The organism is Brasilonema octagenarum UFV-OR1, from assembly GCF_963888615.1.
Taxonomy (GTDB): domain Bacteria; phylum Cyanobacteriota; class Cyanobacteriia; order Cyanobacteriales; family Nostocaceae; genus Brasilonema; species Brasilonema sennae.
Map to the genome: position 1 here is coordinate 1 of NZ_CAWPKW010000218.1, position 22,947 is coordinate 22,947.

Consider the following 22,947-nt stretch of genomic DNA (forward strand, 5'->3'; position numbering starts at 1 on the left):
CGCCAGATGCCTCTGTCGGGAAACCCTCATCAAGCACTGGACTCACTGTTCACTGACTCCGCTGTTCACTGTTGACTGTTCACTGTTTACGATAGACAAAAACTCGTTACAGTAAATTGTAACGGGATGAAACAGGCGCGGCATCAGCAATGTTCAAAATGGACGCACTCACTATGAGAAACAACGGTTCAAATGCCAAAATTGTGGACGACAATTTGTTGAAAATCCAACCCGACAACCAGTTGACAACTCGAAACGTGAGTTAATCGATAAGCTCTTGCTCGAACGTTTATCTTTGGCAGCGATAGCTTCAATTTTGTAGTAGCGATTTTGAAGTTTTTACTTTGTTAAAGATAACACTACAGCCAATGTTTTGGATACGTTCTTTCTTCAGCTAAGTTATTGAAAATCACAGCGCACAGCACTAAAATCATCGAGCCTTCTAAGGCAGGTGTCAGCAGGAATTGCCAATTGGGTTGGGTCATCATGACTACTAATGCAACGGCTCCCGATGGGGGATGTACCGTTCCGGTAAGTTGCATGACCCCGATCGCAGTCGAAACAGCCAGTCCCATTGACAAGGGAGAAGAACCGAGAAAATGCAGAATTATCAGACTTACGAGAGCCGCTAAAAGATTGCCACCGATGACATTACGCGGTTGAGCCAATGGGCTATCAGGGACACCAAAGATCAAGACGCTTGTCGCACCAAACGGGGCCATCAGCAGCGGAGAGTTCGTTTTCACGGTAAGGTAAGAGGTTACGGTGATCGCGATAAAACTACCAAACCAGCTCCAGAAAACGTGCCGATGATGCGGGCGATCGACCGAACAGGTTAAAGGACAGGAGCGCCATCTGCCAAGTGTTTTAAACCAGTAACTTTTCCATTTCAACCGAGCTTTCTTATAGTCGAGCATAAACTACCCAATGACCTTTGCGATTTCATGAAATGAGTGCTTTGCTAAAGTTAGAATATCATGACATTTTTCAGGAAAGTCGCGAAATGGATCCAAATATACAGATTTTAAAGAGCCTTGCTGGCGATTTTAGAGGGTGTTTCAAAAACTCAAGCAATTACCCATTAACCGATAAAGATTGTGGTGAATAGAAGCACATACTACACTGTTTCAGCGCGGCAATTCCTATACCCGTACGAAGAAAGCTAATAAGTACTTTTTGTTACGGTATTTTTCCTTCATTTTTAAGTATTTTATATATATTCGGGGGGGGTAAGGTGCAACAAGCTCCCAAAATTCGCAATCAGATCAGAAAAGACCGAGTAGTACGTTTTTAATACAAAAGCGGACTTTTGATGTTGTCCGGCAGCATTAAGCAAAAATGCTTAGCGTCTACACCGTCAACGTAGTACTATGTAGTTATATGTAGTTCAAGCTCGTCAACGTAGCGTGCCGAAGGCTCAGCCCGACTGGAAGGAGGGCGTCCTCCAGCATGGGTAAAAACTGTTGAACACCTCTTACCTTAGATCTTGCACCATAATTCTTGTTCGCCAAGAAATAAATTTCTTGCCTCAGAGCTACTGTAAGCTAAAGCTTACTGGATATGCGTTTGAGTCCGTTTTAACGGACTTTGGCTATAAGCCTTGAACTTCAGTTCAAGGCGTACTCAGGTCGAGGTGCAAGATCTAAGTTACTAAGATTTTTTTTACTGTTCTTTGCTAGTATCCTCTCAATATCAGATAGCTCAACAGCACCATCAAATGTCTCCTCATTCATGACAAAGAAAGGAGTACCCTGAATTCCCAGTCTCATCGCCGTCTCTATGTCCTTTTGAATCACAGCATCGGCTGCATTTCCACTGCGCTGTTGGTTAAACTGTTCGAGATCCAAATTCAGTTTTTTGGCGATCGCAACATACAATTTCTCCCCTAATTTACCTTGGCTTGAAAACAAAGCATCTTGGTACTGCCAAAACTTTCCTTGCTGTTGAGCCGCCCAAGCGGCTTTAGCAGCGGGCATTGCTTCAGAATGAATTGAGATTAGGGGAAAATGTTTGTACACCAACGTAACTTCATCTTGATGACGAGCCATAAACTGCTTCAACGTCTTATGAGCTTTGGCACAATAAGGACATTGAAAATCTGAGAACTCTATCAGCAGAATCTTTGGTTCAGTTGCGCCAGTAGTCGGAGATTCACCAATGATTTTGTTGGGATTTGTCTTTATCTCCTGCAAAACTGACTGCTTGGCTTGTTGTTGCTGCTTTTGTTGTTGTTGCTGGAACGCTTGCAAAGCTTCTACAACCACCTCTGGGTGATTGTGGATAATCTGCAAAACTTCGGCTTCCAATTTTGGATTAATAAGATTATTGCTGTTGACTTGACTAGTATTTGTGGCAGCTTGCACAGGGGTTGACAAACTCAACCATACTATGCATAGCGCTAATCCTGCTCGTACAGCTTGGCGCAGAAAGCGCGAATGACAGAAATTAGACCATATATTCATAAAGCAGCGCTATCTTAATCTGTGAAGAAGGCGGAATGGTACTTCATCAATATATGTCAAACTTATGTCTGACTTTTTTGCTGTTGATAACGCTCTTTAAACAGTCGTTGCTGTTTATTATGATCCACAATTGGATCTGGATAACCAACAGCATGACGTTCCAAAGGAGAAATTTTTCCAGTTACCAAATACTCTGCATCCATAGATCGCAATTCGGGAACCCATTGCCTAATGTACTCACCCTCAAAGTCAAACTTTTGCGACTGACTCGCAGGATTAAAAATTCGCAAAGGTTTGGGATCCATACCACTAGAAGCACTCCATTGCCAACCCCCATTATTAGCAGATAAATCACCATCAATCAGCTTCTGCATAAAGTATTTTTCTCCCCACTGGAAATTAATCAGCAAGTCTTTGGTTAAGAAACTCGCGACAATCATCCGACAGCGGTTATGCATCCAACCCAGTTCATTTAGCTGGCGCATTGCTGCATCAACGATGGGATAGCCAGTTCTACCCTCGCACCAAGCTTGAAAATATTCTTCGTTATTTTCCCAGGGAAAGTTTTTGAAAGGATCGCGGAAAGCACCCTCTGCTAATTGCGGGAAGTTATACATTGCGTGTTGATAAAACTCCCGCCATGCTAGTTCCTGTTGCCATGTACGGATGTTGGTTGCTGTTTCGTCACTGCGACTATTTTCTAGCGCTTCTAAAGTGGCTTGCCAAACAGTGCGAATACCAATGACACCAAATTTCAAAGCAGCACTCAATTTAGATGTACCTTCAACTGCTGGAAAATTGCGCTGTTCTTGATATTCATTAACCGCACTGGCGCAAAACTCCTCTAATCGTTCTTGCGCCGCCGCCTCCCCTGGCGTTATAACTAATTCTCCATCCCAATGAAAACCTAAATCTTTGGCTGAGGGTAATTCTATAACTCCTGAAGCTTCGGCAATTTCTTTTTCGGCTTTTGTCAATCCTTCGGCATTTTCCAAAGTTTCTACAGGCTTAGCTTTCGGTTTGCTACTCCAATTCTTCCAAAAGGGAGTGTAAACGGTGTAAGGTTGCTGGGAACCAGTACGAATATCATCTGGTGAGTGTAAGATTTGATCCCAGTTTTTTTCCAGAAACTGGATACCTTTTTCTTTGAGTGCTTCGATAATCGTGCGATCGCGTTCTTGAGAATACGGTTCTACATCCCAATTCCAAAATACAGCCTTTGCCTTCAGAGCGATCGCCAGTTTTGGAATCGCTTGAGTCGGTTCAGCGTGAAGAATCAATAACTGGCTACCTGCTTGAGCATATCGCTTCTGTAGTGACTGTAAACTACCAATCATGTAAGTCACTCTTGCCGGGGCAATATCATCTCGTTCCAAAATATTTGGATCGAGGCAAAACACACCCACCACCTTTGGACTTTGCTTTCTCGCAGTAGCAAGCCCTGTATTGTCAGAAATACGTAAATCGCGGCGATGCCAAAATAAAATTAAGTCAGACATTCCATCCTTTGGATAGTTCTTCTGTACTAGCTTAAAGTCAACACAAGTCAAAAGTCAAAAAATAAGGGGAATTTATAGCTCTTGCGGTAAATTACATTATTGAAGATGATGCATGATTGTTGGTTCAATCACTGTGGTCTATTTACCTGAAAATGGCTGTAAATTGATTTCCAAACAATTTAAGACTCTCAAAGGTAAATTTGAGAAGCGATCTCAAATTCACTTTTGATTCTTCTTGTATTCAGTTGTTACCGTTGCTGTTGCAACCCATTGACTGGTTGCAGTAAGCACTGCTTGCTCTGAGCTACTACACCAAAGGCTATTGAGGCGATCGCTACGCCACTAGTAAGAACAAGTACCCAACTCTGCTTAAAACCGCTGGCCTTATACTCAGTTTTGGCGATGGGAAGAACTTTAGGAACGACCTCAGGTTTAACTTCTTGAGTTACTGTTTGAATTCCAAGGTTTTCTTGAATTATGCTAACAGCGTAATTGATGGCTCCAGATAACTCATTCCAGTCCGCATTCTCCCTGCTGAATACCAAATCATCTTTCTTGAGGTTGGCATAAAAAAGACTTGGATTATCTTTACTCTGTCGAACGGTGAAAGTGTAGCAACCTGCTCCCTTTCCTACTATATTGGTTTCGCCTCCCCAGGATCGCGTTTTCGGCACAAACCCTTTAGATTCCAGCATTTCAACTATCTTATCGACATCCCCCTTAGGCAACATTGCGTCCTCCACAGGTCGCAACAAATGCTTTTAGTATGTCGTACTGATAGTTGCGACGTTCACCTTCTGACTCTAACTCTATTAAATGGGATGATGGCGTGACTTGCCAGATGGCTTCAATAATTTCATCATCTGTCTTGCCTTCTAACCTCATTTGTTGGACTCTTCGCTCGTCCTTCGCGATCTGATCTTTGATGTTACTGTTATCCCTGCATTTTTCAATAAATTCGCTGAGTGAATTTAATTTTTCAGCTATCGCAGGCATCTGTGTAACAAAAAACTCAGGCGTGTAAGCATTGGGAGAAGATTTGGCAGCGGGGGCAGTTTCAACTGAGTTAGCAACGCGCGTAATCTTCCCAGGAACTTCGCCAGTTGTGTCGCGGTAAACGTGAGACACTCTCGTTTTTATCTTGTCTCTAATAGCTTCAATTATCCAGTTAACGCTTAAGTTGCAATACTGTGCTATCAAGACTTTTACAGGTTGCTCTGTCCGATAGTTTTCTCCAAATAACTGCCGTGCCCTCTCCTGCTCTTTTCCCCACATAGGAAGACGGGCTACCACGGTTCCCATGTGAGCTTGCTTATTCTCCATTAACTCCCGAATTCCAACCCACCAGTGTCCAAGACTTTCATAGACGGTAGGGACACCATAGTTCCCAAGGCTGTCGCAGTAATCATAAAAATCTTCCATCTGGTCAACGGTTGCCAAGTGAATCCCATCATTAACCTTGATAGGTTCTATTCCGGCTAGTTCTATCAAATCTTTGGTAGTGCGCTTTGCTTCATCAAGTTCTGCGCTGCTATCACCGTCTGGCTGAGTCAGTAAAGCAATAACTATATCTTCTAGGACTATCTTGCTGCTTCTTTCTACTGAATAAATACGAATTCGATGCTTAGTGTTTGCGTAGGCGTTGAAGAAGGTAAATGCTGTTATATTGAAAACCATTAGAGTATCCGTCTTGTCCCAGACTAGTACTACAATCTTGGCTAGAGGGTTTACGGAAATGGTTAAGTATTTATCTCAAAAACTTTGGCAGTGACAGTTTTATAGCTGGGGGACGAGTTAAGTCGAACTCAGGTTTGAATAAGTAAAAATGCTTGGGGAATTCAAAATTCAAAATCTTGTTTTTGAATTTTGAATTTTGAATAGAAGCGTTTGCGCAGCGCCCCCTCCGGGGCTAGCGAGTGGCTCCGTTATCTATCCCAGGGTGAGGGAATTGCCGTTGTTGAAACTATTTCACCCGTCATCAGATAGATAGCAGTTTTGCCGCAAGTCGGACAAGGCACCTTAAACTCTTGTACCGCAGACTCTCCCTTGCATTCAGTTAACAAACCCTGACGACAGTGGTAGCATTCAAAGAAGACGCGGCTGATTGGCTTGTTGCAATCCAAGATTTTGATGTGCTGACACGATTGTGGTCTTGGTTCTTGTATTTTTGGCTTGTAAGGTTTTGGATAAGATGGCTTTTGTTCTTGCGAATCAATCATTTTTCCTCTATAAAAGGTATATGTGCGGGTGTAGAAACTGCTCGCGGATTAGCCACTGCTTTGAGAGATCTAACTATTACAACAACTGACATCAGCTGGAGAACTGACGACTCATAACAAGTCCAGCAAAATGCTGGTACTTTTATTTTTAGTCAGGCTGATTGCCTCTCTCATATTCTATTCAGCTGAGTGCGAGCTGTATCCGCTACCTTAGTGATAAAAGCAGTTGCATCAAAACAGGCAGGGGGCAATGATACGGTTAAAAGTATGGCAGTGGATCGTCTTAGCACTACCGCTGGTAACAATCATCAGTTTTTTGCTAATATCCGCAGGGTTGCAAATCCACGAGTGGCGCATTAATTGGATCTGGGGCGTGTTTATCCTCGTCTTCGTTGGCTGGCGTTGGCTACTGGTTCGATGGACTCAACCTGCCGTAGGGCAAATGGAAGCCGTTGTCGCACAAGTCACCAAAGAACTGAACTTTTCAGACAATACATCAGACGAGACAACAGTATTACCAGCGGGAAGTGACGCCGCGAATCGAGCAGAAGTTCTACTGCAAGACATCCTCAAAAAATCACAGGACGATCGCCCAATTTGGGAAGACTGGCTAACTTTTTGGCAGCGGTGTCAGGAACTTGTGACTGCGATCGCCCAGATCTACTATCCTGAAGTCAAGTATCCCCTGCTCAACATTTACATTCCCCAAGCTTACGCGTTGATTCGGGGAACAGTGGATGACCTCGACCAATGGATGCAAAAGTTATCACCCGTGCTCAATCAGGTGAGTGTTGGGCAAGCATACGAAGCATACGAAGTATACCAGAAACTGGAGCCATCTGCTCGTAAACTTTTGCAAGCTTTGAACTGGGCACAGTGGCTATTGAATCCTGTGGCGGCGGTGGCGAAACTTGCGAGTAAGCGTTCTAGTAACCGGGCAACTGAACAACTGCTGGTGAATTTTAGCCAGTTACTACGGCAAGCTGCTTTGAGGAACTTATCAGGGCAGGCGATCGCCCTCTACAGTGGCACCAAACTCCCAATTTCAGAATCCCCCGTTTCCACACCAACTCCACCTCAGGCGAAAACCCAAACACTCCGAGACATCCTTGCCCAAGCACAACCCGCCGTTGCAGTTCAGCAAAAACCTGTTAATATCCTGTTGGTGGGGCGAACAGGTTCCGGGAAAAGCAGCCTGATTAACACCTTATTTCAGGCAGAGCGAGCAGCCGTTGATGTGTTACCCAGTACTGATAAGATCCAGAATTATCACTGGCAAAGCCAAACCGGAGAAGCGCTGACGCTTTGGGATACACCAGGTTTTGAACAAGTCAACCGTGGAGATTTCCGTCAGCAAGTGCTGGATTATGCTAAAAATGCCGACTTGCTACTGTTAGTTACCCCTGCTCTTGATCCTGCCCTACAAATGGATGTGGACTTCCTCACAGATATGAAGGCGGAGATTACAGACTTACCGACAATTTCGATTGTGACTCAAGTGGATCGTCTGCGTCCTATACGTGAGTGGAATCCTCCCTATGATTGGGAATCGGGCGATCGCCCCAAGGAAATTGCGATTCGCCAAGCGATCGAGTATCGTGCTGAAACTCTCAGAGAGTTTTGCAATCTAGTTTTACCTGTGGTGACAAGTGATATTAAAGCGAATCGAACGGCTTGGGGAGTAGAGGCGCTATCGTTGGGATTGATGGAGGCGATCGCACCAGCCAAGCAACTGCGTCTTGCCCGTTTTTTGCGCGATCAAGAAAGCCGTAGCGTCGCAGCAGCCAAAATCATCGAACATTACACCTTCCAAATGACAACAACTCAAGGACTGGCTGCACTGCTCAAAAGTCCTGTGCTTCTGTTTCTTTCCACTTTATCAACCGGAGCGCCTAGTTTGGCATATGTGCTTGGAGATAAAATTCCAGTGGAACAAACGCCCATTGTCATTGGTAAGCTACAGATGGCATATGACCTTTTTTCGCTCTTGAATCCTGGTAATTCTAACACACTCAAGTTTGACCTGGTCTCCCTCTGGCCACTGTTGCTAGAAAACTCCGCTACACCAGATCGCAACGCTTGGGCTTTTGGCCACGCTTTGGTAGAGTATTGGACGAGGAATTTGACAGTTGAACAACTGCGCGATCGGTTTGAGTACTATAAAAATCCGGTTTGATTTGGTGAATTGACAAAGTCAGGGCAGGGAACAGGGAGCTTGTCGAAGTGTTCCCTGCTATTATCACAGCATCTTTTCCAAAAACTGCTGGGCACGCTCGTTCTTAGGGTGGGAAAAGAACTCTTTAGGTGGGGCATCTTCGACCAAGTATCCCTCATTTAAAAATAAAATTCTGTCAGCAACTTCCCGCGCGAAACCCATTTCATGGGTGACAATAGCCATCGTAATCCCTGTTTGGGTAAGAGCTTTGATGACTTCCAACACCTCTTTCACCATTTCTGGATCAAGAGCGGAGGTGGGTTCATCAAACAACATTATTTCTGGCTTCATTGCTAAGGCTCGTGCGATCGCCACCCGCTGTTTTTGCCCTCCCGATAACTTAGAGGGATAAACATCCGCCTTTTCCTTTAAACCAACCTTTTCTAACAGTTTTAACCCTTCTTCTTCCGCCTTTACTCCAGGAACTTGCTTTACTTTTTTTGGCGCATACGTAACATTTTTTAGCGTCGTCATGTGAGGAAACAGATGGAAGTGTTGAAACACCATGCCGATATTCTCACGAATCTTCATGATGTTAGTTTTTGGAGCAGTAATATCAACTCCATTAATGTAAATCTTCCCAGCAGTCGGAACTTCAAGTAAGTTCATGCAACGCAAAAAAGTTGATTTACCCGAGCCAGAAGGACCAACAATAGCTACAACTTGTCCTTGTCTTATCTCAGTAGAGATTCCTTTCAAAATCTTGAGGTTTCCAAAGGATTTATGCAGTTGTTCGACTTTAACTGCAACATTGGAATTTTTGTTCAATTTCATGACTGTCAACAAAAAGGAGTGTAAGGGGGTAAGGGTGTAAAGGGGTAAGGGGAATTAATTAGTAAAGACACCAACCTACTCTTCTGTTAGAAGCACCCGAAGGGTAGCGTTATTTCTTCTACTCTAAGGTACTAGCTACTTTTGTTTTGTCACTCTGAGCAAAATCAAAGCAGGGGTAGCCTGAACTCTGTTGTATGTCATTTAACCACTATTGTTGCAAAAGTACGTAAAAATAAGGGTTTTGAATGATTTTCTGTTGAAAGTGACAAAACAGAGGTACAACAATCTTGTCAGCGTTTAAAGCTAAGACTTATGAATACCAATCTATTTAACCTCAAAGAGAAAGTTGTCATTGTCACGGGTTCAGGGAGAGGTTTAGGAAAATGTATGGCTAAAGGTTTAGCTGAATTCGGTGCAAAAGTCGTTGTAGGCGATTGCAACATAGAACAAGCCCAACAAACTGCTGAGGAAATCAATACTACTGGTACTGCTGCTGCGACTTATGTTGATATCTCTGTACGTCAAAGCTGCATTGACTTAATCAAATTCACAGTCAAAGAATTTGGACGGGTTGATGTCCTCGTAAATAATGCAGGCATTGACATTATTAAACCAGCCGAAGCTTTGCAAGAACATGAGTGGGATCAAATTATAGATATCAATCTTAAAGGATGTTTCAATTGTTCTGGGCTTGCTGCAATCCAAATGATGGAACAAGGTAATGGTGGTTCAATTATCAACATTTCATCAATAGCATCTGTTATTGGTATTAAAGGACTTGTTGCCTACAGTGCAGCAAAAGCAGGAATCAATCAACTCACTCGTGTCATGGCAGTAGAATGGGCATCGAAGAATATTCGTGTTAATGCAATCGCTCCTGGTTATTTTGAAAATATCATGAGTGGGGCTAATGTAGAACACACCCAACCAGAAAAACAGCAGCAGATTGTTACATTTACACCAATGGCTCGTCGTGGTAAACCAGAAGAACTGATTGGTCCGGTTGTGTTTTTAGCATCAGATGCATCGTCATACTTAACAGGCACTGTACTTTTTGTAGATGGTGGGTATACTGCTATATAGCTGTAATATATCGTGAAGCAGAAGCGAGAAGCGTGCATTTGTACTATATTTGTCTTTAGATGAGCGCAAAGCGTGAAACATGACTCAAACCTTAACCCCAAGCAAACCACCAATTGAAGGTTCTCATCTGGTTCTATATAACGTCAATTGGGAGATGTACGAGCAGCTGTTGGAAATTTTTGCCCAACGTCCAATACCCCGCATGACTTACTATCAAGGAACTCTAGAACTGATGACGCCTTTACCAGAACATGAAAGGTATGGTTGGACTTTCGGACGGCTAATCATTATTCTGTGTGAAGAACTTGGACTAGAAATTTTGGGGTTGAAATCGACAACTTGGCGTTCCAAACCAAAGGCTGCTGGTAAAGAAGCAGATGAATGTTTTTATATTCAAAATGAAGCTGTGATGCGAGGAAGAATAAAAATTGACCTCACAGTTGATCCACCGCCTGACTTGGCGCTTGAGATTGATATAACTCATTCAGCAATTGATAAGATGGCTGTTTATGCTGAACTGAAAGTGCCGGAAGTTTGGCGTTTCGCTAATGGTCAACTAACAATTCATATTTTGACAGAGGTTGGTTACATCGAATCTGAAACAAGTTTGGCCTTTGGCTCATTTCCTGTCAAAGAATTAGTGCAATTTATACAGCTAGATTCTCAAAAAGGAGAAAACGCTAGAATGAAAGAATTCAGATCATGGGTGCGTTCTCGTATCTAAGCCTTTGCAAATATATACATCCTACTCAAATTTTCATGGCAGTGTATTTTTATGGACAGCACAGCAGCTGATTTTAAAAATCAGTGGAATGCAGAACTCTACGATAGTAAGCATTCTTTTATCTCTGAACTTGTTGCGAATTTAGTAGAATTACTATCTCCAAAACCAGGAGAATGTATTCTCGACTTAGGTTGTGGAACAGGTCATTTAACTCATAAAATTGCGAGTAGTGGAGCAGAAGTGATGGGTATCGATAGCGCTCCTACAATGATAGAACAAGCTCGTAAGAACTATCCTCAGCTAGATTTTGATGTGGTAGATGCCATAAATTTACCATATACAGAAAAATTTGATAGTATTTTCTCTAATGCCGCACTTCATTGGATTAAAGAAGCAGAAGAAGTCGTTGTTGGTATAAATAAGGCATTGAAACCTGGTGGGCGATTTGTAGCTGAATTTGGTGGTAAGGGGAATGTAAACGCTATTGTTAGTGCTATTTATAACGCCTTACAAAAAGCTGGTTATTCCACTGATACAGCATTAAATCCTTGGTACTTTCCTAGCATTGGTGAATATGGAAGCTTGTTAGAAAAACATGGTTTTGAGTTAACTTATGCAACTCTTTTTGAACGTCTCACACCTTTGGAGGATGGCGAACAGGGTTTGCAAAACTGGCTCAAAATGTTTGCAAATAGCTTCTTTAATGGATTATCTACTGATGCTCATATAAATACCATTATCGATATTGAAAATCAGTTGCGTCCAAGTTTTTACAAAAACAATACCTGGAGCGCAGATTATAAACGTATTCGAGTTATTGCAGTTAAATTATGATGTAGCTTGAATAGACTTATCTGATTAAAAACGAAAGTATAAATCGATTAAAGATGACTTTTATTGTATCCCTGGAAACAAAAATTCAATCTTCCTTAAATTGAGACAAAATATCAGTGTTAAGATTTGCAACTTAAGAATGATGTAAGTTATATTAGCGTTTAATAGCCTATAAAGAACACCAGAGTTATACCATTTTAAAAAATGTTTGCGACAGATGCCCCACCCGCGAAGAAAGCGCACTCTTCGCAACTATTGGATAGGGTTAGGGAGGGGTTTTTGCTTGATTTGTTACATTCTTTTTTTAACTGGTATTATCTCTCCCTATATAGTGAATCGTCAGTTTTAGAAATCCTATGTCTGTTAATCTTGTTCAAGATAACGGTAGTAATACCAATCAAAACCATCATTCCATACAAATAGATGTTGCCTTCTTTATATTAAGGCTAAAAAATGGAATCTGGTTCTTTGGGATACCTTCTTTTCTTTTTGGGATTAGTGATAGAAGTATCACTGCCTTGGCTGATGGATATTTGTCTGTAGTAGAAATCATACAAATATTCACAGCTTCATTCTTTTTCTTGAGTTGGCTGTTTTTAAAACCAGAGCAGAGCTTTGATCTTAATGATGTAGATAGTGTTCAAAATTATTTAGAGCAATTTTATCTACGTCCGACGAGAGTCAACAATTTTGACTTAAGAAAGCGACATATCATTAGCCAGGAATATATTTTACCGTTTCCCTATGTCTGCCAAATTTACCATCTGTTAAATTTAAAACATTTGGAAACTATTCATAAATTCAGTCTGAATAACTTGAGAATCCTTCAAGTTAGCAATATCCAATCCACATCTCTTGGTGGAATTATCACATTTCAAACTCTCTTAGAGTCTCCAGTTAATCTTTTAAGAATTTGGAGACAGCCAATCGTTGAGGTGGATTTAATACTGCACACTCCATATACTGTAGAACTGAGTATTCCAGTTTACAGAAACAAAAGAATAACTGTTATGTTTTATGCCTACCCATCAACAGAGAATGCTCATCATTTCTTGATTGATATCTACAGCGATTTAGAGTGGCCAAAACCCATATTGCAGATTATATTGCATATTGCTTCTTGTTTGACATTGATTGAAGATTTGCCTTATTTACAAAAATTAGCTCAGAGAAACATAGGCAGTTTAATCAACAAACATAGGCAGTCTAATCACGAAACAATGTGGCTTTTTAATAGATTTGCTGAGCTACATGGTTCGAGTGTAGAAATGCCCAAATTGAAAAACTCAGAATACAGCTTGGACAATTAGTGGGGGATTCAAAGGCGTGATGTAATATCAAGTTCGCTTAATTGCTTATAAATAGTGAAGAACCCCACCCCGGTTTTGTCTGACGCCAAAATCTCCCCTCCCCGAACTCGCGGGGAGGGGATTAAGGGGAGCCAGCGCCGTGCGGGGGTTCCCCCCCGTTGAGGCGACTGGCGTGTGGGGTTCTTCCTAGAGCGAAAATTATAACTAATTAACCGAACCTGATAGAAACCACCAAAATTGAAATTTTGGTGTTCTTGACTGCTGAGTCATTCACACTCAGCAGTCGTTACTTATAAATCAGTAGTGGATTATGCTCGCCCTAACAGAGGAGCTGCAGCAAGCAGTGTTTTTGTGTAAGGATGTTGGGGATTGGCAAAAATCTGTTTCGTGGGACCAATTTCTACTATTTTTCCACTATTCATGACTGCAATCCGATCGCACAAAAAACGCGCTAACCACAAGTCATGAGTGATAAATAAATACGTTAACTCAAATTCTTCTTTCAACTCCAGCATCAAATCTAAAACTTGCGACTGCACGCTAGCATCTAACATACTCACTGGTTCATCACAAATGAGCAGTTTAGGACGAGTAATTAAAGCACGCGCGATCGCCACTCTTTGCTGCTGTCCACCAGATAAATCCGACGGATAACGTTCATAATAAACTCCTGGTGGTTTTAACCCTACTTTTTCCAGCATCGACAGCACCTGTTGTTTTGCGTTCGCTGCATCGGCTAGCTTGTGAATTAGCAAGGGGTCAGCTATACTTTGTCCTACGGTCATCGCTGGATTTAAGCAAGCATGGGGATCTTGAAAGACCATTTGCATTTGCCGCCTAGACGCACGAACTTGTTGGCGCGATAAATTTGTTAAATCCTGTCCCAAAAACTCGACTTTACCTGCTGTAGGACGAATAAGTTGCAATATTGTTCGTGATAGTGTGCTTTTTCCGCAACCTGATTCCCCAACTAATCCCAGAATTTCTCCTGGATAGAGTTCTAGGTTGATTCCATCCACCGCTTTAATCGTCTGATTTTGCCGTTTTAATAATCGCTCTACAAAGTTGGGTTCTAAGGTGTAATGTTGTTGTAATTCTAGGACGCGCAAAATCGGTGATTGAGCTTGTGACGAGGAAAATCTTGTTCCCTGCTCTCTGCTCCCTGCTCCCTCCTCCCATACTTCATTCTCATCAACTGTCTGAATATGCAAAGCTGCTTTGAGGAGAGACTGTGTATATTCGTGTTGGGGATTCTGGAAGACAGTTTGGGAAGAACCCGTTTCAACCATTTTGCCGTTGTACATGACGCCAATGCGATCGCAATACTCAGCAACAAGAGCCAAATCGTGAGAAATTAACAGCAGTGCCATGTTTTCTTCCCCGCACAGCCGTGTGAGTTCCTGCAAAATTTGCGCCGAGACTGTGACATCTAAACTTGTAGTGGGTTCATCGGCGACAATTAACTTGGGGGAGAGAAGCAAGGCTAGGGCGATCGCCACCCTTTGTCGCATTCCACCGCTAAACTCGTGAGGATACTGACTCCAACGACTGGCGGGAATTTTAACCTTTTCTAAAGTCGCAATTGCTTTTTCTTTGGCTTGTTTGCTGGACAATTGCGGTGAGTGAGCTTTTAATGTCTCTAAACAGTGATTGCCAATCGTCATTAATGGATCAAGGCGCGTCATCGGATCTTGAAATATCAGCGCGACTGCTTCTCCTCGGAATTGACGCAACTGTTCTGGCGTCATCTCAAACACGGAACGCCCTTGAAATGTCACTCGTCCCTCAATTTGGCTTGAGGCTGGTAGTAACCGCATTGCTGCGCGTCCTAGAGTTGACTTACCGCAGCCTGATTCTCCAACCAATCCCATTCTTTCCCCTGGTTGCAGGATGAAAGACACATCATCTACTGCCCATTGGGTTTTTTCGTCGCTGCGATGAGGGTAAGCGACTCGCAAATTTTCAATACAAAATAAGGCTTCACTCATAATTACGCTATCAGATATCAGCTATTAGCTTTTGTTATGACATGACATATGTCAGGATTATTACCAGAGTATCTTTTAAGAACAACAATATAACTGAGAACGCACCAAGAATTCCAATCAGTATACGGAGAAATCACTTCTCACTTTTCTTTTGTGTTTTTAGATAAATATTTTATACTTATTTTTGCTTAGGTGAGTGGGAAGTTTTTTACCAGTCAAAAGTTCCAATTTCAAGGATTCTTGACTTATGACGCAATTTACAACAAGTTGTGCCAAGTAAATATGTAAAATGGACTACAAAATCTCAATAAATTTCCATGAGAAGAGTTTAAAAAAAGTTCAATATTTTTAAGTTTCAATTTTTAATTTTAATTTGTCATTTTTTCATAGGTTACGGCTCGTACTTCTGGTACTATTTATTGCAATATGGCATTACAGTATTTGATGAGAGTAGTCAGGCGATCGCCTATGGCATCAAGCCTACTTTTGGCAGTGGAAGCTTGCCGCGCTCCTTGGAAAAACATGACATCTATTTCCAACAGCCGCAGCTGCTTACTCATTTCTGTCTGATTTGACTGTAACTGACCCTCATCGTTACTGTTTGTGTCCAGATTAACTAAAGGGACAATCTGTTGCTGAAAAAATTGTTGCAAGGATTTCACACGCTGCGCTATTTCGGATGTATCTACTTTGGTAGTCATGACATCCGAATGCAATTGTTTCAGCAAAACCTTCAATGCGTGATATTTATCGCGAGTTAGAGACATCTAAGTTCTTCTTGAGATACTATTAAAGTCAAGGTAATGTCAAGAAACTTTTCAAATAGACCAAAATTTGTTAAATTTTATTACCGAATCTGTTGTCTCATATGAAAATTGGGGCTGGATTTGGCATTTTATCGATTTTATGATTTTGAGACACTCGTACTGGATAATTTGCACTCTTAGCCTTGGGGAATGTATTCGGCACACAAGGACGAAAGTGCAAGTCTCAGTAAGAGTTTGTTCATCCAATTTCTGACTTTACTATCAATCACCTAGCCACCCCTTATTCTATGAGCAGCACTGTACTTAGTTCCAAAATTGATGTTACGCTTCCAGAATGGTTACAAAGTTGCCTAAATGGGTCATATACAGTAGTAGGCACAGAAACTGAAGATGGCCGAAGGCAAAGCGACATGGCTTTAATTCGTCAAGCATTTGAATTTGCTTATCAGTTACATGAAGGTCAGTACCGTAAGTCAGGAGAACCATACATTTGTCATCCTGTAGCTGTTGCTGGAATTTTGAGAGACTTAGGCGGCAGTGCTGACATGATAGCAGCAGGCTTTCTCCATGATATAGTGGAAGATACCGATGTCACAATTGAAGAGATTGGACAGCGCTTTGGAAAAGAAGTGCAGCTCTTAGTAGAAGGTGTGACAAAGCTTTCTAAAATTAATTTTAAAAGTAAGACCGAAAGCCAAGCAGAGAACTTTCGCAGAATGTTTCTGGCTATGGCGCAAGATATCCGAGTGATTGTGGTGAAGTTAGCAGATCGTCTCCACAATATGCGGACTTTGGAATTCCTTCGTGATGAAAAACGCCGCGCAATTGCTTTGGAAACACGAGAAATTTTTGCTCCCCTGGCTAATCGCTTGGGGATCTGGCACATAAAATGGGAACTCGAAGATCTGGCTTTTAAGTACTTAGAACCAGAAGCTTACCGGCAAATTCAGGAGTATGTCGCTGAAAAACGAACGGCGCGGCAAGAGAGATTGACAAACATTGCCGAAACTTTACGGACTCGGGTAGAGGAAGCGGGGATCAAGTGTCTCGACATGAGTGGACGTCCGAAGCACCTCTACAGCATCTACCTGAAGATGCACAGGCAAAACAAAGAGTTTCACGAAATTTATGACTTAGCAGCACTACGGATCATTGTCAAGAGCAATGAGGAATGTTACCGTGCTTTAGCGATTGTTCATGATGTTTGCCGTCCAATTCCTGGTAGATTCAAGGATTACATAGGCTTACCTAAACCTAACCGCTACCAATCATTGCATACTGGGGTTATAGGTCCGTGGGGTCGTCCTCTGGAAGTGCAAATCAGGACAATAGAAATGCACCACGTCGCCGAGTATGGAATTGCAGCTCACTGGAAGTATAAAGAAACAGGAGGGTCCAACATTATCCACTGGACTCCATCAGATGAGAAGTTTACCTGGTTGCGGCAGCTGCTGGAATGGCAGAATGACCTCAAGGATGCTCAAGAATATTTGGAAAGCATCAAGGATAACTTATTTGAAGATGATGTTTATGTTTTCACACCTAAGGGAGATTTGGTTGCTTTAAATCCTGGTTCCACAACCGTAGATTTTGCCTATCGCATTCACACAGAAGTTGGGAACCACTGTGCTGGTGCAAAGGTAAATGGGCGGATGGTGCCACTTTCAACGCGACTGCAAAATGGTGATATTGTAGAGATTCTGACGCAAAAGAACGGTCATCCCAGTTTGGATTGGTTAAATTTTGTCAGAACTTCGGCGGCGAAAAATCGGATTAGGCAGTGGTACAAGCGATCACGCCGGGAAGAAAATATTGCCCGTGGACGGGAATTGTTGGAAAAAGAATTGGGGAGATCAGGTGTTGAAAACCTGATTAAGTCGCAACCCATGCAGATAGTAGCAGAGCGATGTAACTATCATTCTATGGAAGATTTACTCGCGGCTTTGGGTTATGGTGAGGTGACGCTAAATTTAGTCCTCAACCGTTGGCGAGAAATTGTCAAGGCGCAACAACCTGCGACAGATGCACCTCCAGTTCCTACGAAAGAATCAGCCTCAACAACCAAAGGTTTACGAGACACAACTCCAGGAACCTCACGCACAACTGACTCACCAATAGTTGGGGTAGAAGGATTAGTTCATTATCTAGCTAAGTGTTGTACTCCTCTTCCTGGAGAACCGATTATTGGTGTTGTCACACGAGGTAGAGGCATTTCGATTCATCGCCAGGGATGTCAGAATCTAGAGAGTGTAGAGTGCGATCGCCTCGTACCAGTCCATTGGAACTCACCAGGCGAAATCTACTCTCGTCCTACGACTTATCCTGTGAATATTCAGATTGAGGCTCTTGATCGCGTAGGAATCCTAAAAGATATTCTTTCACGCTTAAGTGACCACGGGATCAACGTACGTCATGCTCAGGTAAAAACAGCTACTAGTCAACCAGCATTGATTGACTTGGGAATTGAGATACGCGATCGACCACAACTCGAACAGATCTTTACTCAAATCAAAAAACTAAGCGATATTATCAACATTCGTCGTGTTGGTCAAATTGAAGAATAGTGAAATTAATAAATAATTCGTAATCTCTAGTGATTACGAATTACGAGTCAATCGACACTTTCGTATTTTGTTAAATCCCCCGGATTCCATCCGTGGGATATTCTGTGTTCTTCTTAAAGTACTTCGCGTCCCATGTAAGGTTGCAGCGCTTCTGGTATCCTTACCGTTCTATCCTCTTGTTGATAGTTTTCTAAAATCGCTGCCATTGTACGTCCCACAGCCTGTCCTGAACCATTGAGAGTGTGCACCAGTTGGGTTCCTTTCTTTCCACTTTCTTTGAAGCGAATTTGCCCGCGTCGCGCTTGATAGTCCAAAAAATTGGAACAACTAGAAATTTCTCGGTACTTTCCAGAAGAAGGAAGCCAAACCTCTATATCGTAAGTTTTCGCCGAGTGAAATCCTATATCCCCAGTACATAATTCTATGACTCGGTAAGGCAGTTGCAACGCCTGTAAAATTGATTCTGCATTGCCTAGCAATTTTTCGAGTTCCTCACTAGAAGTGCTGGGATGTACAAACTTCACGAGTTCAACTTTGTTGAATTGATGCAGTCGAATCAGTCCCCGCATATCCCGTCCATAACTCCCAGCCTCCCGGCGAAAACAGGGAGTATAAGCACAGTGGTAAATAGGCAAATCTTCAGAATTGAGAGTTTCACCACGATAGAGGTTGGTTACAGGAACCTCCGCCGTCGGCGTAAGCCACAAATCATCCGCCGCACATTTAAAGCTTTCTTCAGCGAACTTGGGCAATTGACCCGTAGCTGTCATAGACTCGGTATTAATCAAAAATGGGGGAATAACTTCCACATACCCTGCAGCTATCTGGCGATCAAGCATAAATTGGATTAATGCTCTCTCCAGTTTGGCACCAGCACCTATCAGGGTGATAAAGCGACTTTGTGCGACTTTTACCGCTCGCTCAACATTAAGAATACCCAACTTCTCACCAAGTTCCCAGTGAGGAAGAATGTTTGGGTTTTGGGGAAGATACTCATCACCCCAACGACGCACTTCTGGGTTATCTTCCTCACTCTTACCAACAGGTGTAGAGTCGCTTGGTAAGTTAGGAAGTGTGAGTAAAAGTTCTTCGATTTTGGCTGATAGCTCTTTTTCTTGAGGTTCCAGTGTGCCAATCTCAGCTTTGACAGAACTACCATTCTCACGCAACTCTTGAATTTCTGGTCCTTTGGGGTTGCAACCACCTTTTATCTTTTCCGGAATTAATTTCGCAATTTCGTTACTACGTGCTTGCAGTTGATTTCGCTTCGCTTCCAATTCGCGTTGTTGTTTATCCAACTCCAAAAGCGGCTGAATATCGTAGTCACCACCACGAGTCTTCAACCGTTCCTGAACCAATTGTGGATTGTCCCTTATTAATTTAATGTCCAGCACAGATCTATCCTAGTTTTTAGCCTAGTATTTTCTTTAGAGTTAACACTTCAAAATATAGTACTTCCGACTGGTGACAACTGCAAAAACTAAATAGCGGGAAAAGTCAATGATCTGTAAAGATAAAGTGAACTTAGCAATACCTCTCTACTTCATACTTTCTTGAAAGAACACAAGGAACAGGGAATAGGCAACAGGGAACAGGGAACAGGGAACAGGGAACGCTTAACACTTCGATCCTAGCCCCAGAGGGGGCGCTACGCAAACGACAAAGCTCAGGGCAACGCAAGCTCAGTGCATCGCGCTTAACAGGGTGAATGGTGTTTCTTTCATACGTTGCTAGCGATTTTCAAAGCGAAGCGTCAGAGGTTGAGTTCATTCTGGTGAATTATTCATCTGTCTTAGTTACAGCAACAGCCTCTTGACTTATTTGTGAGTGCTCAACTACAACACTCTTGGTTGTCTTGTTGGTATTGTACGGACTCCCCGGCGAAAATTGCTCCTCATTTTTAGAATTTGTCGGTGCTGGTAGCCAATAGCCAAGTATGCCTGTTAAGCCACCCCAGTAAAGCGCTTGGTTGTCCTGAGGTTTATTAGCAATCAGTTTGAAAGTACACAACCCAAGCACTACAGTACTAAAGAAAACTTGTACGGCAAATGTCCATGTTTGATGATTTTTCATAAGATTTGTATAGAAAAACTTTAATTTAGTTTTTTTGTGTACTTTGATATCACTAAAAAGCAAGATGGTTATCTAAGTCACTCTGTAGTAAGATTCAACTTAAGCACTTGCACTTTCGCAAAACTCTGATAAAATTTTTGCAAAATTCTTCAAATAATTAGTAGTTGGTCATTCCAGCAATCCAAAGTGAACAACGAATGATCAACTAGGAACTACGCTCAGACTGAGGTTTGGAGATGCGGTAGAGTATCCAAATTGACGCGACAAGCCCCCCAAAATGGGCTGTAACCGTATTCGTGTTTGCTTGGACAACAAACATGTCTAAGGGTTGGATACTCCGGCTAGGGTCGATCTGGGTGATTACTCCAGCACCCAATTGCGGTAAAGTCAATGACTTTGTGACTAGAGTCCCAACAATGATTTGCGCTCCCAACAGAGTCACCAGCATTCCTACTAAATGCACCACAATTGCAAAGCGTACAACTTGAACAGTTTCAACTTTGCGCGGGCGGTTATTAGAATTTGAGGATTCTAGGCGTAGCCCAAGTCTGGTGTAACGGAAAGCTATATAGATACCTATTGCTAAGGCAACAAGCCCAGCAACGGCAAAAATAGCGCCAAACCCAGTTCCAGGGTTACTACTACTATTGGCACCTCTCTGACTAAAGACTGCGAACAGCAAAATAACCCCGGAAACAACACCTAGCACTAATTGAATCCAGAAGCTAATCCATCCTGTAAGGCGAAATACTTGGGCAATTGCCCGGAGTGTAGACAAATCTGACATACTGATCACCATTTGTGCTGAGGGCTTGATAAATTTACTATCATACTTAGTAAGTGTGATAAAAGTATTTCTAGTAAACAAATTCCGTACTTTAAACTTTTTTGAGTGTGTCCACTATTCACAATGCTTGAAAAAAAATATGATAGTTTGCTTAATCTTTAAGCAAAAACTATAGGAAAATTACTGTCTAGCAAAGTTTTGATTAAGTTTTACATAAATACCGCATTTTCCCTTTAAAATTGCTTAGACGGTATTTTATGCTTAAGCAATCCTTATGCCCTTGGCATTACTTAACACTCTTCGATTGCAGCATAGCCGTTGTAAAATCGCTCCTCAATACAATGTCAGAAGCTTGGGTAGAGATACAAAAATTTGTATCCCTATAATTGGTGCATCGGTTCCACTTTAATAAAGTGTGAAATCTGTCTCATGTTATTTTTACCCTTTGGTGATCCGGCCTAAGCAGTGCTATGTACTCCTTTCAGTAGTGTAGTATTATATACTGTTTTTTTCTGATTGTCAGCTCGACCCTTAGGCATTTTTAATCATTGATTAACCATGAAACTTGAGGATATATATCACTTCTTTGAAAATCCTCCGCCAACTTACCTTTGTCAGGAACTCGCTGTTTGTTATATAGTGTATCTTTTGTCACAAAGCGAATCCTATGGAACGGAGTTGATTCAACGACTGGAAACTGAATATCCAACCTATCGGCTTTCAGATACTGTGCTTTACAGTGCAATTAAATTTCTCGAAGACCAGAAAGCAATTACTGGGTACTGGAAAAAGCTAGAAGGACGGGGACGTCCTAGGCGAATGTACCAAGTCTCTCCAGAATGGCAATTTAAAGCACAGGATTTAGCTCGCTTATGGCAACAGTACATCAGCGGGAGAACAAGTTAACGAATAATTCATAATGAATAAATCACCACCTGTGAAACACTCATAATTTAGTTTATGGATACTGCTACTCTAGCATCCACGTTGCTGCTCACTTTTTTATTATCGGTTGGGCTATTTTTCTTTATTCGTGCCTCTACCAAAGATCGTACAAAAACCACACAACTGGTTTGCGAGCAAGACGAAGCTACTTTAATGCCTCAATTAAAGGAGTATTTTCAAACACGGTCTTACCGAGTAGCAGCGGTCGATCCGAAACAAAACCAGGTAACTTTTGAAGGCACTGTTAGACCAAGCTGGTTTTTAGCTGTGTTTTTAACAGTTTTAGCAGCTATTGGTCTTGTGTGTCTATCACTGGTTTTGTCTCTAGTTTTTCCCAACCTCAGTACAGTTTTTCTTGGGATGGTGCTGATATCACCTTTGAGTGGTGTTTTTTATTGGCGCAAAGCCGCCAAACTTGAAAAGGTGTCGCTGAAGGTAGAAACAGCCGACGAAAGCGACCAACACTCTCCAACTCAAATAACACTAACAGCCCATCGAGATGAAATCATCGAGTTACAAAGGACATTGGGATTAAAAAGTTCGCAATAGCTGCTATGAGGACGGCTGGCTAAAAACTCTTCCCAAGTAAGGGACAGATGAAAGCCACCCCCTCAGCAACTACCCTGATGCTAGACTCTTGTCTTACGATTATTTGTATAGCGTCAGATAAACTATTGGCTTTAATACCAATTCTAGGACTTAC

21 protein-coding genes are annotated in these 22,947 nt (G+C 42.2%); 9 read left to right on the plus strand and 12 right to left on the minus strand.

All coding sequences use genetic code 11. The features are described from left to right. Positions 1-142: 142 nt before the first annotated feature. On the plus strand, positions 143-322 hold the full coding sequence (locus AC5590_RS16355; protein ID WP_417281514.1) for an IS1/IS1595 family N-terminal zinc-binding domain-containing protein: 180 nt from the start codon (positions 143-145) through the stop codon (positions 320-322). Between the two features lie 37 nt (positions 323-359). On the opposite strand, the gene AC5590_RS16360 is transcribed toward AC5590_RS16355, so the two are convergent. From AC5590_RS16360 to AC5590_RS16385, 6 genes are all read right to left on the minus strand, one after another. After that, on the minus strand, positions 360-917 hold the full coding sequence (locus AC5590_RS16360; RefSeq protein ID WP_169264600.1) for an HPP family protein: 558 nt from the start codon (positions 915-917) through the stop codon (positions 360-362). Positions 918-1,607: 690 nt separating this feature from the next. Then, positions 1,608-2,462, minus strand: coding sequence for a DsbA family protein (locus AC5590_RS16365; protein ID WP_169264601.1), 855 nt, complete (start codon positions 2,460-2,462; stop codon positions 1,608-1,610). Between the two features lie 62 nt (positions 2,463-2,524). Next, a complete protein-coding gene (locus AC5590_RS16370; protein ID WP_169264602.1) occupies positions 2,525-3,961 on the minus strand; it encodes a deoxyribodipyrimidine photo-lyase, 8-HDF type in 1,437 nt (478 codons plus the stop codon). Positions 3,962-4,209: 248 nt separating this feature from the next. Continuing rightward, positions 4,210-4,692 carry a hypothetical protein gene (locus tag AC5590_RS16375; RefSeq protein ID WP_169264603.1) on the minus strand — a complete coding sequence of 161 codons (483 nt, stop codon included), beginning with the start codon at positions 4,690-4,692 and terminating at the stop codon, positions 4,210-4,212. Continuing rightward, positions 4,682-5,638, minus strand: coding sequence for a hypothetical protein (locus tag AC5590_RS16380; protein WP_169264604.1), 957 nt, complete (start codon positions 5,636-5,638; stop codon positions 4,682-4,684). The genes AC5590_RS16375 and AC5590_RS16380 overlap by 11 nt, the downstream gene beginning before the upstream one ends. 248 nt (positions 5,639-5,886) lie before the next feature. Beyond that, positions 5,887-6,180 carry a hypothetical protein gene (locus tag AC5590_RS16385; protein ID WP_169264605.1) on the minus strand — a complete coding sequence of 98 codons (294 nt, stop codon included), beginning with the start codon at positions 6,178-6,180 and terminating at the stop codon, positions 5,887-5,889. A 250-nt stretch (positions 6,181-6,430) separates the two neighbouring features. On the opposite strand from AC5590_RS16385, the gene AC5590_RS16390 reads away from it, so the two are divergent. Then, entirely contained in the window at positions 6,431-8,356 is a 1,926-nt protein-coding gene (locus AC5590_RS16390; RefSeq protein ID WP_169264606.1) for a GTPase family protein, read from the plus strand. Between the two features lie 63 nt (positions 8,357-8,419). Here AC5590_RS16390 and AC5590_RS16395 read toward each other — a convergent pair whose 3' ends face one another. Then, positions 8,420-9,169, minus strand: a complete 750-nt coding sequence (locus tag AC5590_RS16395; protein ID WP_169264607.1) for an amino acid ABC transporter ATP-binding protein — start codon at positions 9,167-9,169, stop codon at positions 8,420-8,422. 312 nt (positions 9,170-9,481) lie between these two features. Between AC5590_RS16395 and AC5590_RS16400 the strand changes: the two genes are divergently transcribed. From AC5590_RS16400 to AC5590_RS16415, 4 genes are all read left to right on the plus strand, one after another. Further along, positions 9,482-10,252: an SDR family NAD(P)-dependent oxidoreductase gene (locus tag AC5590_RS16400; RefSeq protein WP_169264608.1), complete on the plus strand. Its 771-nt coding sequence runs from the start codon at positions 9,482-9,484 to the stop codon at positions 10,250-10,252. 79 nt (positions 10,253-10,331) lie between these two features. Continuing rightward, a complete protein-coding gene (locus AC5590_RS16405; protein WP_169264609.1) occupies positions 10,332-10,976 on the plus strand; it encodes a Uma2 family endonuclease in 645 nt (214 codons plus the stop codon). 51 nt (positions 10,977-11,027) lie between these two features. Next, positions 11,028-11,810 (plus strand): class I SAM-dependent methyltransferase, encoded by a 783-nt coding sequence (locus tag AC5590_RS16410; RefSeq protein ID WP_169264610.1) that lies wholly within the window; start codon positions 11,028-11,030, stop codon positions 11,808-11,810. A gap of 356 nt (positions 11,811-12,166) precedes the next feature. Further along, the gene (locus AC5590_RS16415) at positions 12,167-13,120 is read left to right on the plus strand and encodes a hypothetical protein (RefSeq protein WP_169264611.1); all 954 of its coding nucleotides are present in this window, start codon (positions 12,167-12,169) and stop codon (positions 13,118-13,120) included. Positions 13,121-13,428: 308 nt separating this feature from the next. Here AC5590_RS16415 and AC5590_RS16420 read toward each other — a convergent pair whose 3' ends face one another. Continuing rightward, positions 13,429-15,108 (minus strand): dipeptide ABC transporter ATP-binding protein, encoded by a 1,680-nt coding sequence (locus AC5590_RS16420; RefSeq protein ID WP_169264612.1) that lies wholly within the window; start codon positions 15,106-15,108, stop codon positions 13,429-13,431. Positions 15,109-15,524: 416 nt separating this feature from the next. Then, positions 15,525-15,875, minus strand: coding sequence for a heterocyst frequency control protein PatD (patD, locus tag AC5590_RS16425; RefSeq protein ID WP_169264613.1), 351 nt, complete (start codon positions 15,873-15,875; stop codon positions 15,525-15,527). 287 nt (positions 15,876-16,162) lie between these two features. Between patD and AC5590_RS16430 the strand changes: the two genes are divergently transcribed. Then, positions 16,163-18,439, plus strand: coding sequence for a RelA/SpoT family protein (locus AC5590_RS16430; protein WP_169264614.1), 2,277 nt, complete (start codon positions 16,163-16,165; stop codon positions 18,437-18,439). A gap of 113 nt (positions 18,440-18,552) precedes the next feature. Here the strand turns inward: AC5590_RS16430 and serS are convergent, their stop codons facing one another. The 3 genes from serS to AC5590_RS16445 all read right to left on the minus strand — a co-directional run bounded on the left by serS (position 18,553) and on the right by AC5590_RS16445 (position 21,299). Further along, complete coding sequence (serS, locus tag AC5590_RS16435; protein ID WP_169264615.1) at positions 18,553-19,833, minus strand: serine--tRNA ligase; 1,281 nt, start codon at positions 19,831-19,833, stop codon at positions 18,553-18,555. Positions 19,834-20,218: 385 nt separating this feature from the next. Further along, positions 20,219-20,512, minus strand: a complete 294-nt coding sequence (locus AC5590_RS16440; RefSeq protein WP_169264616.1) for a hypothetical protein — start codon at positions 20,510-20,512, stop codon at positions 20,219-20,221. 205 nt (positions 20,513-20,717) lie between these two features. Then, positions 20,718-21,299: a DUF3611 family protein gene (locus tag AC5590_RS16445; RefSeq protein WP_169264617.1), complete on the minus strand. Its 582-nt coding sequence runs from the start codon at positions 21,297-21,299 to the stop codon at positions 20,718-20,720. Positions 21,300-21,857: 558 nt separating this feature from the next. Between AC5590_RS16445 and AC5590_RS16450 the strand changes: the two genes are divergently transcribed. Further along, positions 21,858-22,205, plus strand: a complete 348-nt coding sequence (locus tag AC5590_RS16450; protein ID WP_169264618.1) for a PadR family transcriptional regulator — start codon at positions 21,858-21,860, stop codon at positions 22,203-22,205. Between the two features lie 54 nt (positions 22,206-22,259). Further along, positions 22,260-22,793, plus strand: coding sequence for a cofactor assembly of complex C subunit B (locus AC5590_RS16455; protein WP_169264619.1), 534 nt, complete (start codon positions 22,260-22,262; stop codon positions 22,791-22,793). The last annotated feature ends 154 nt before the right edge of the window (positions 22,794-22,947 follow it).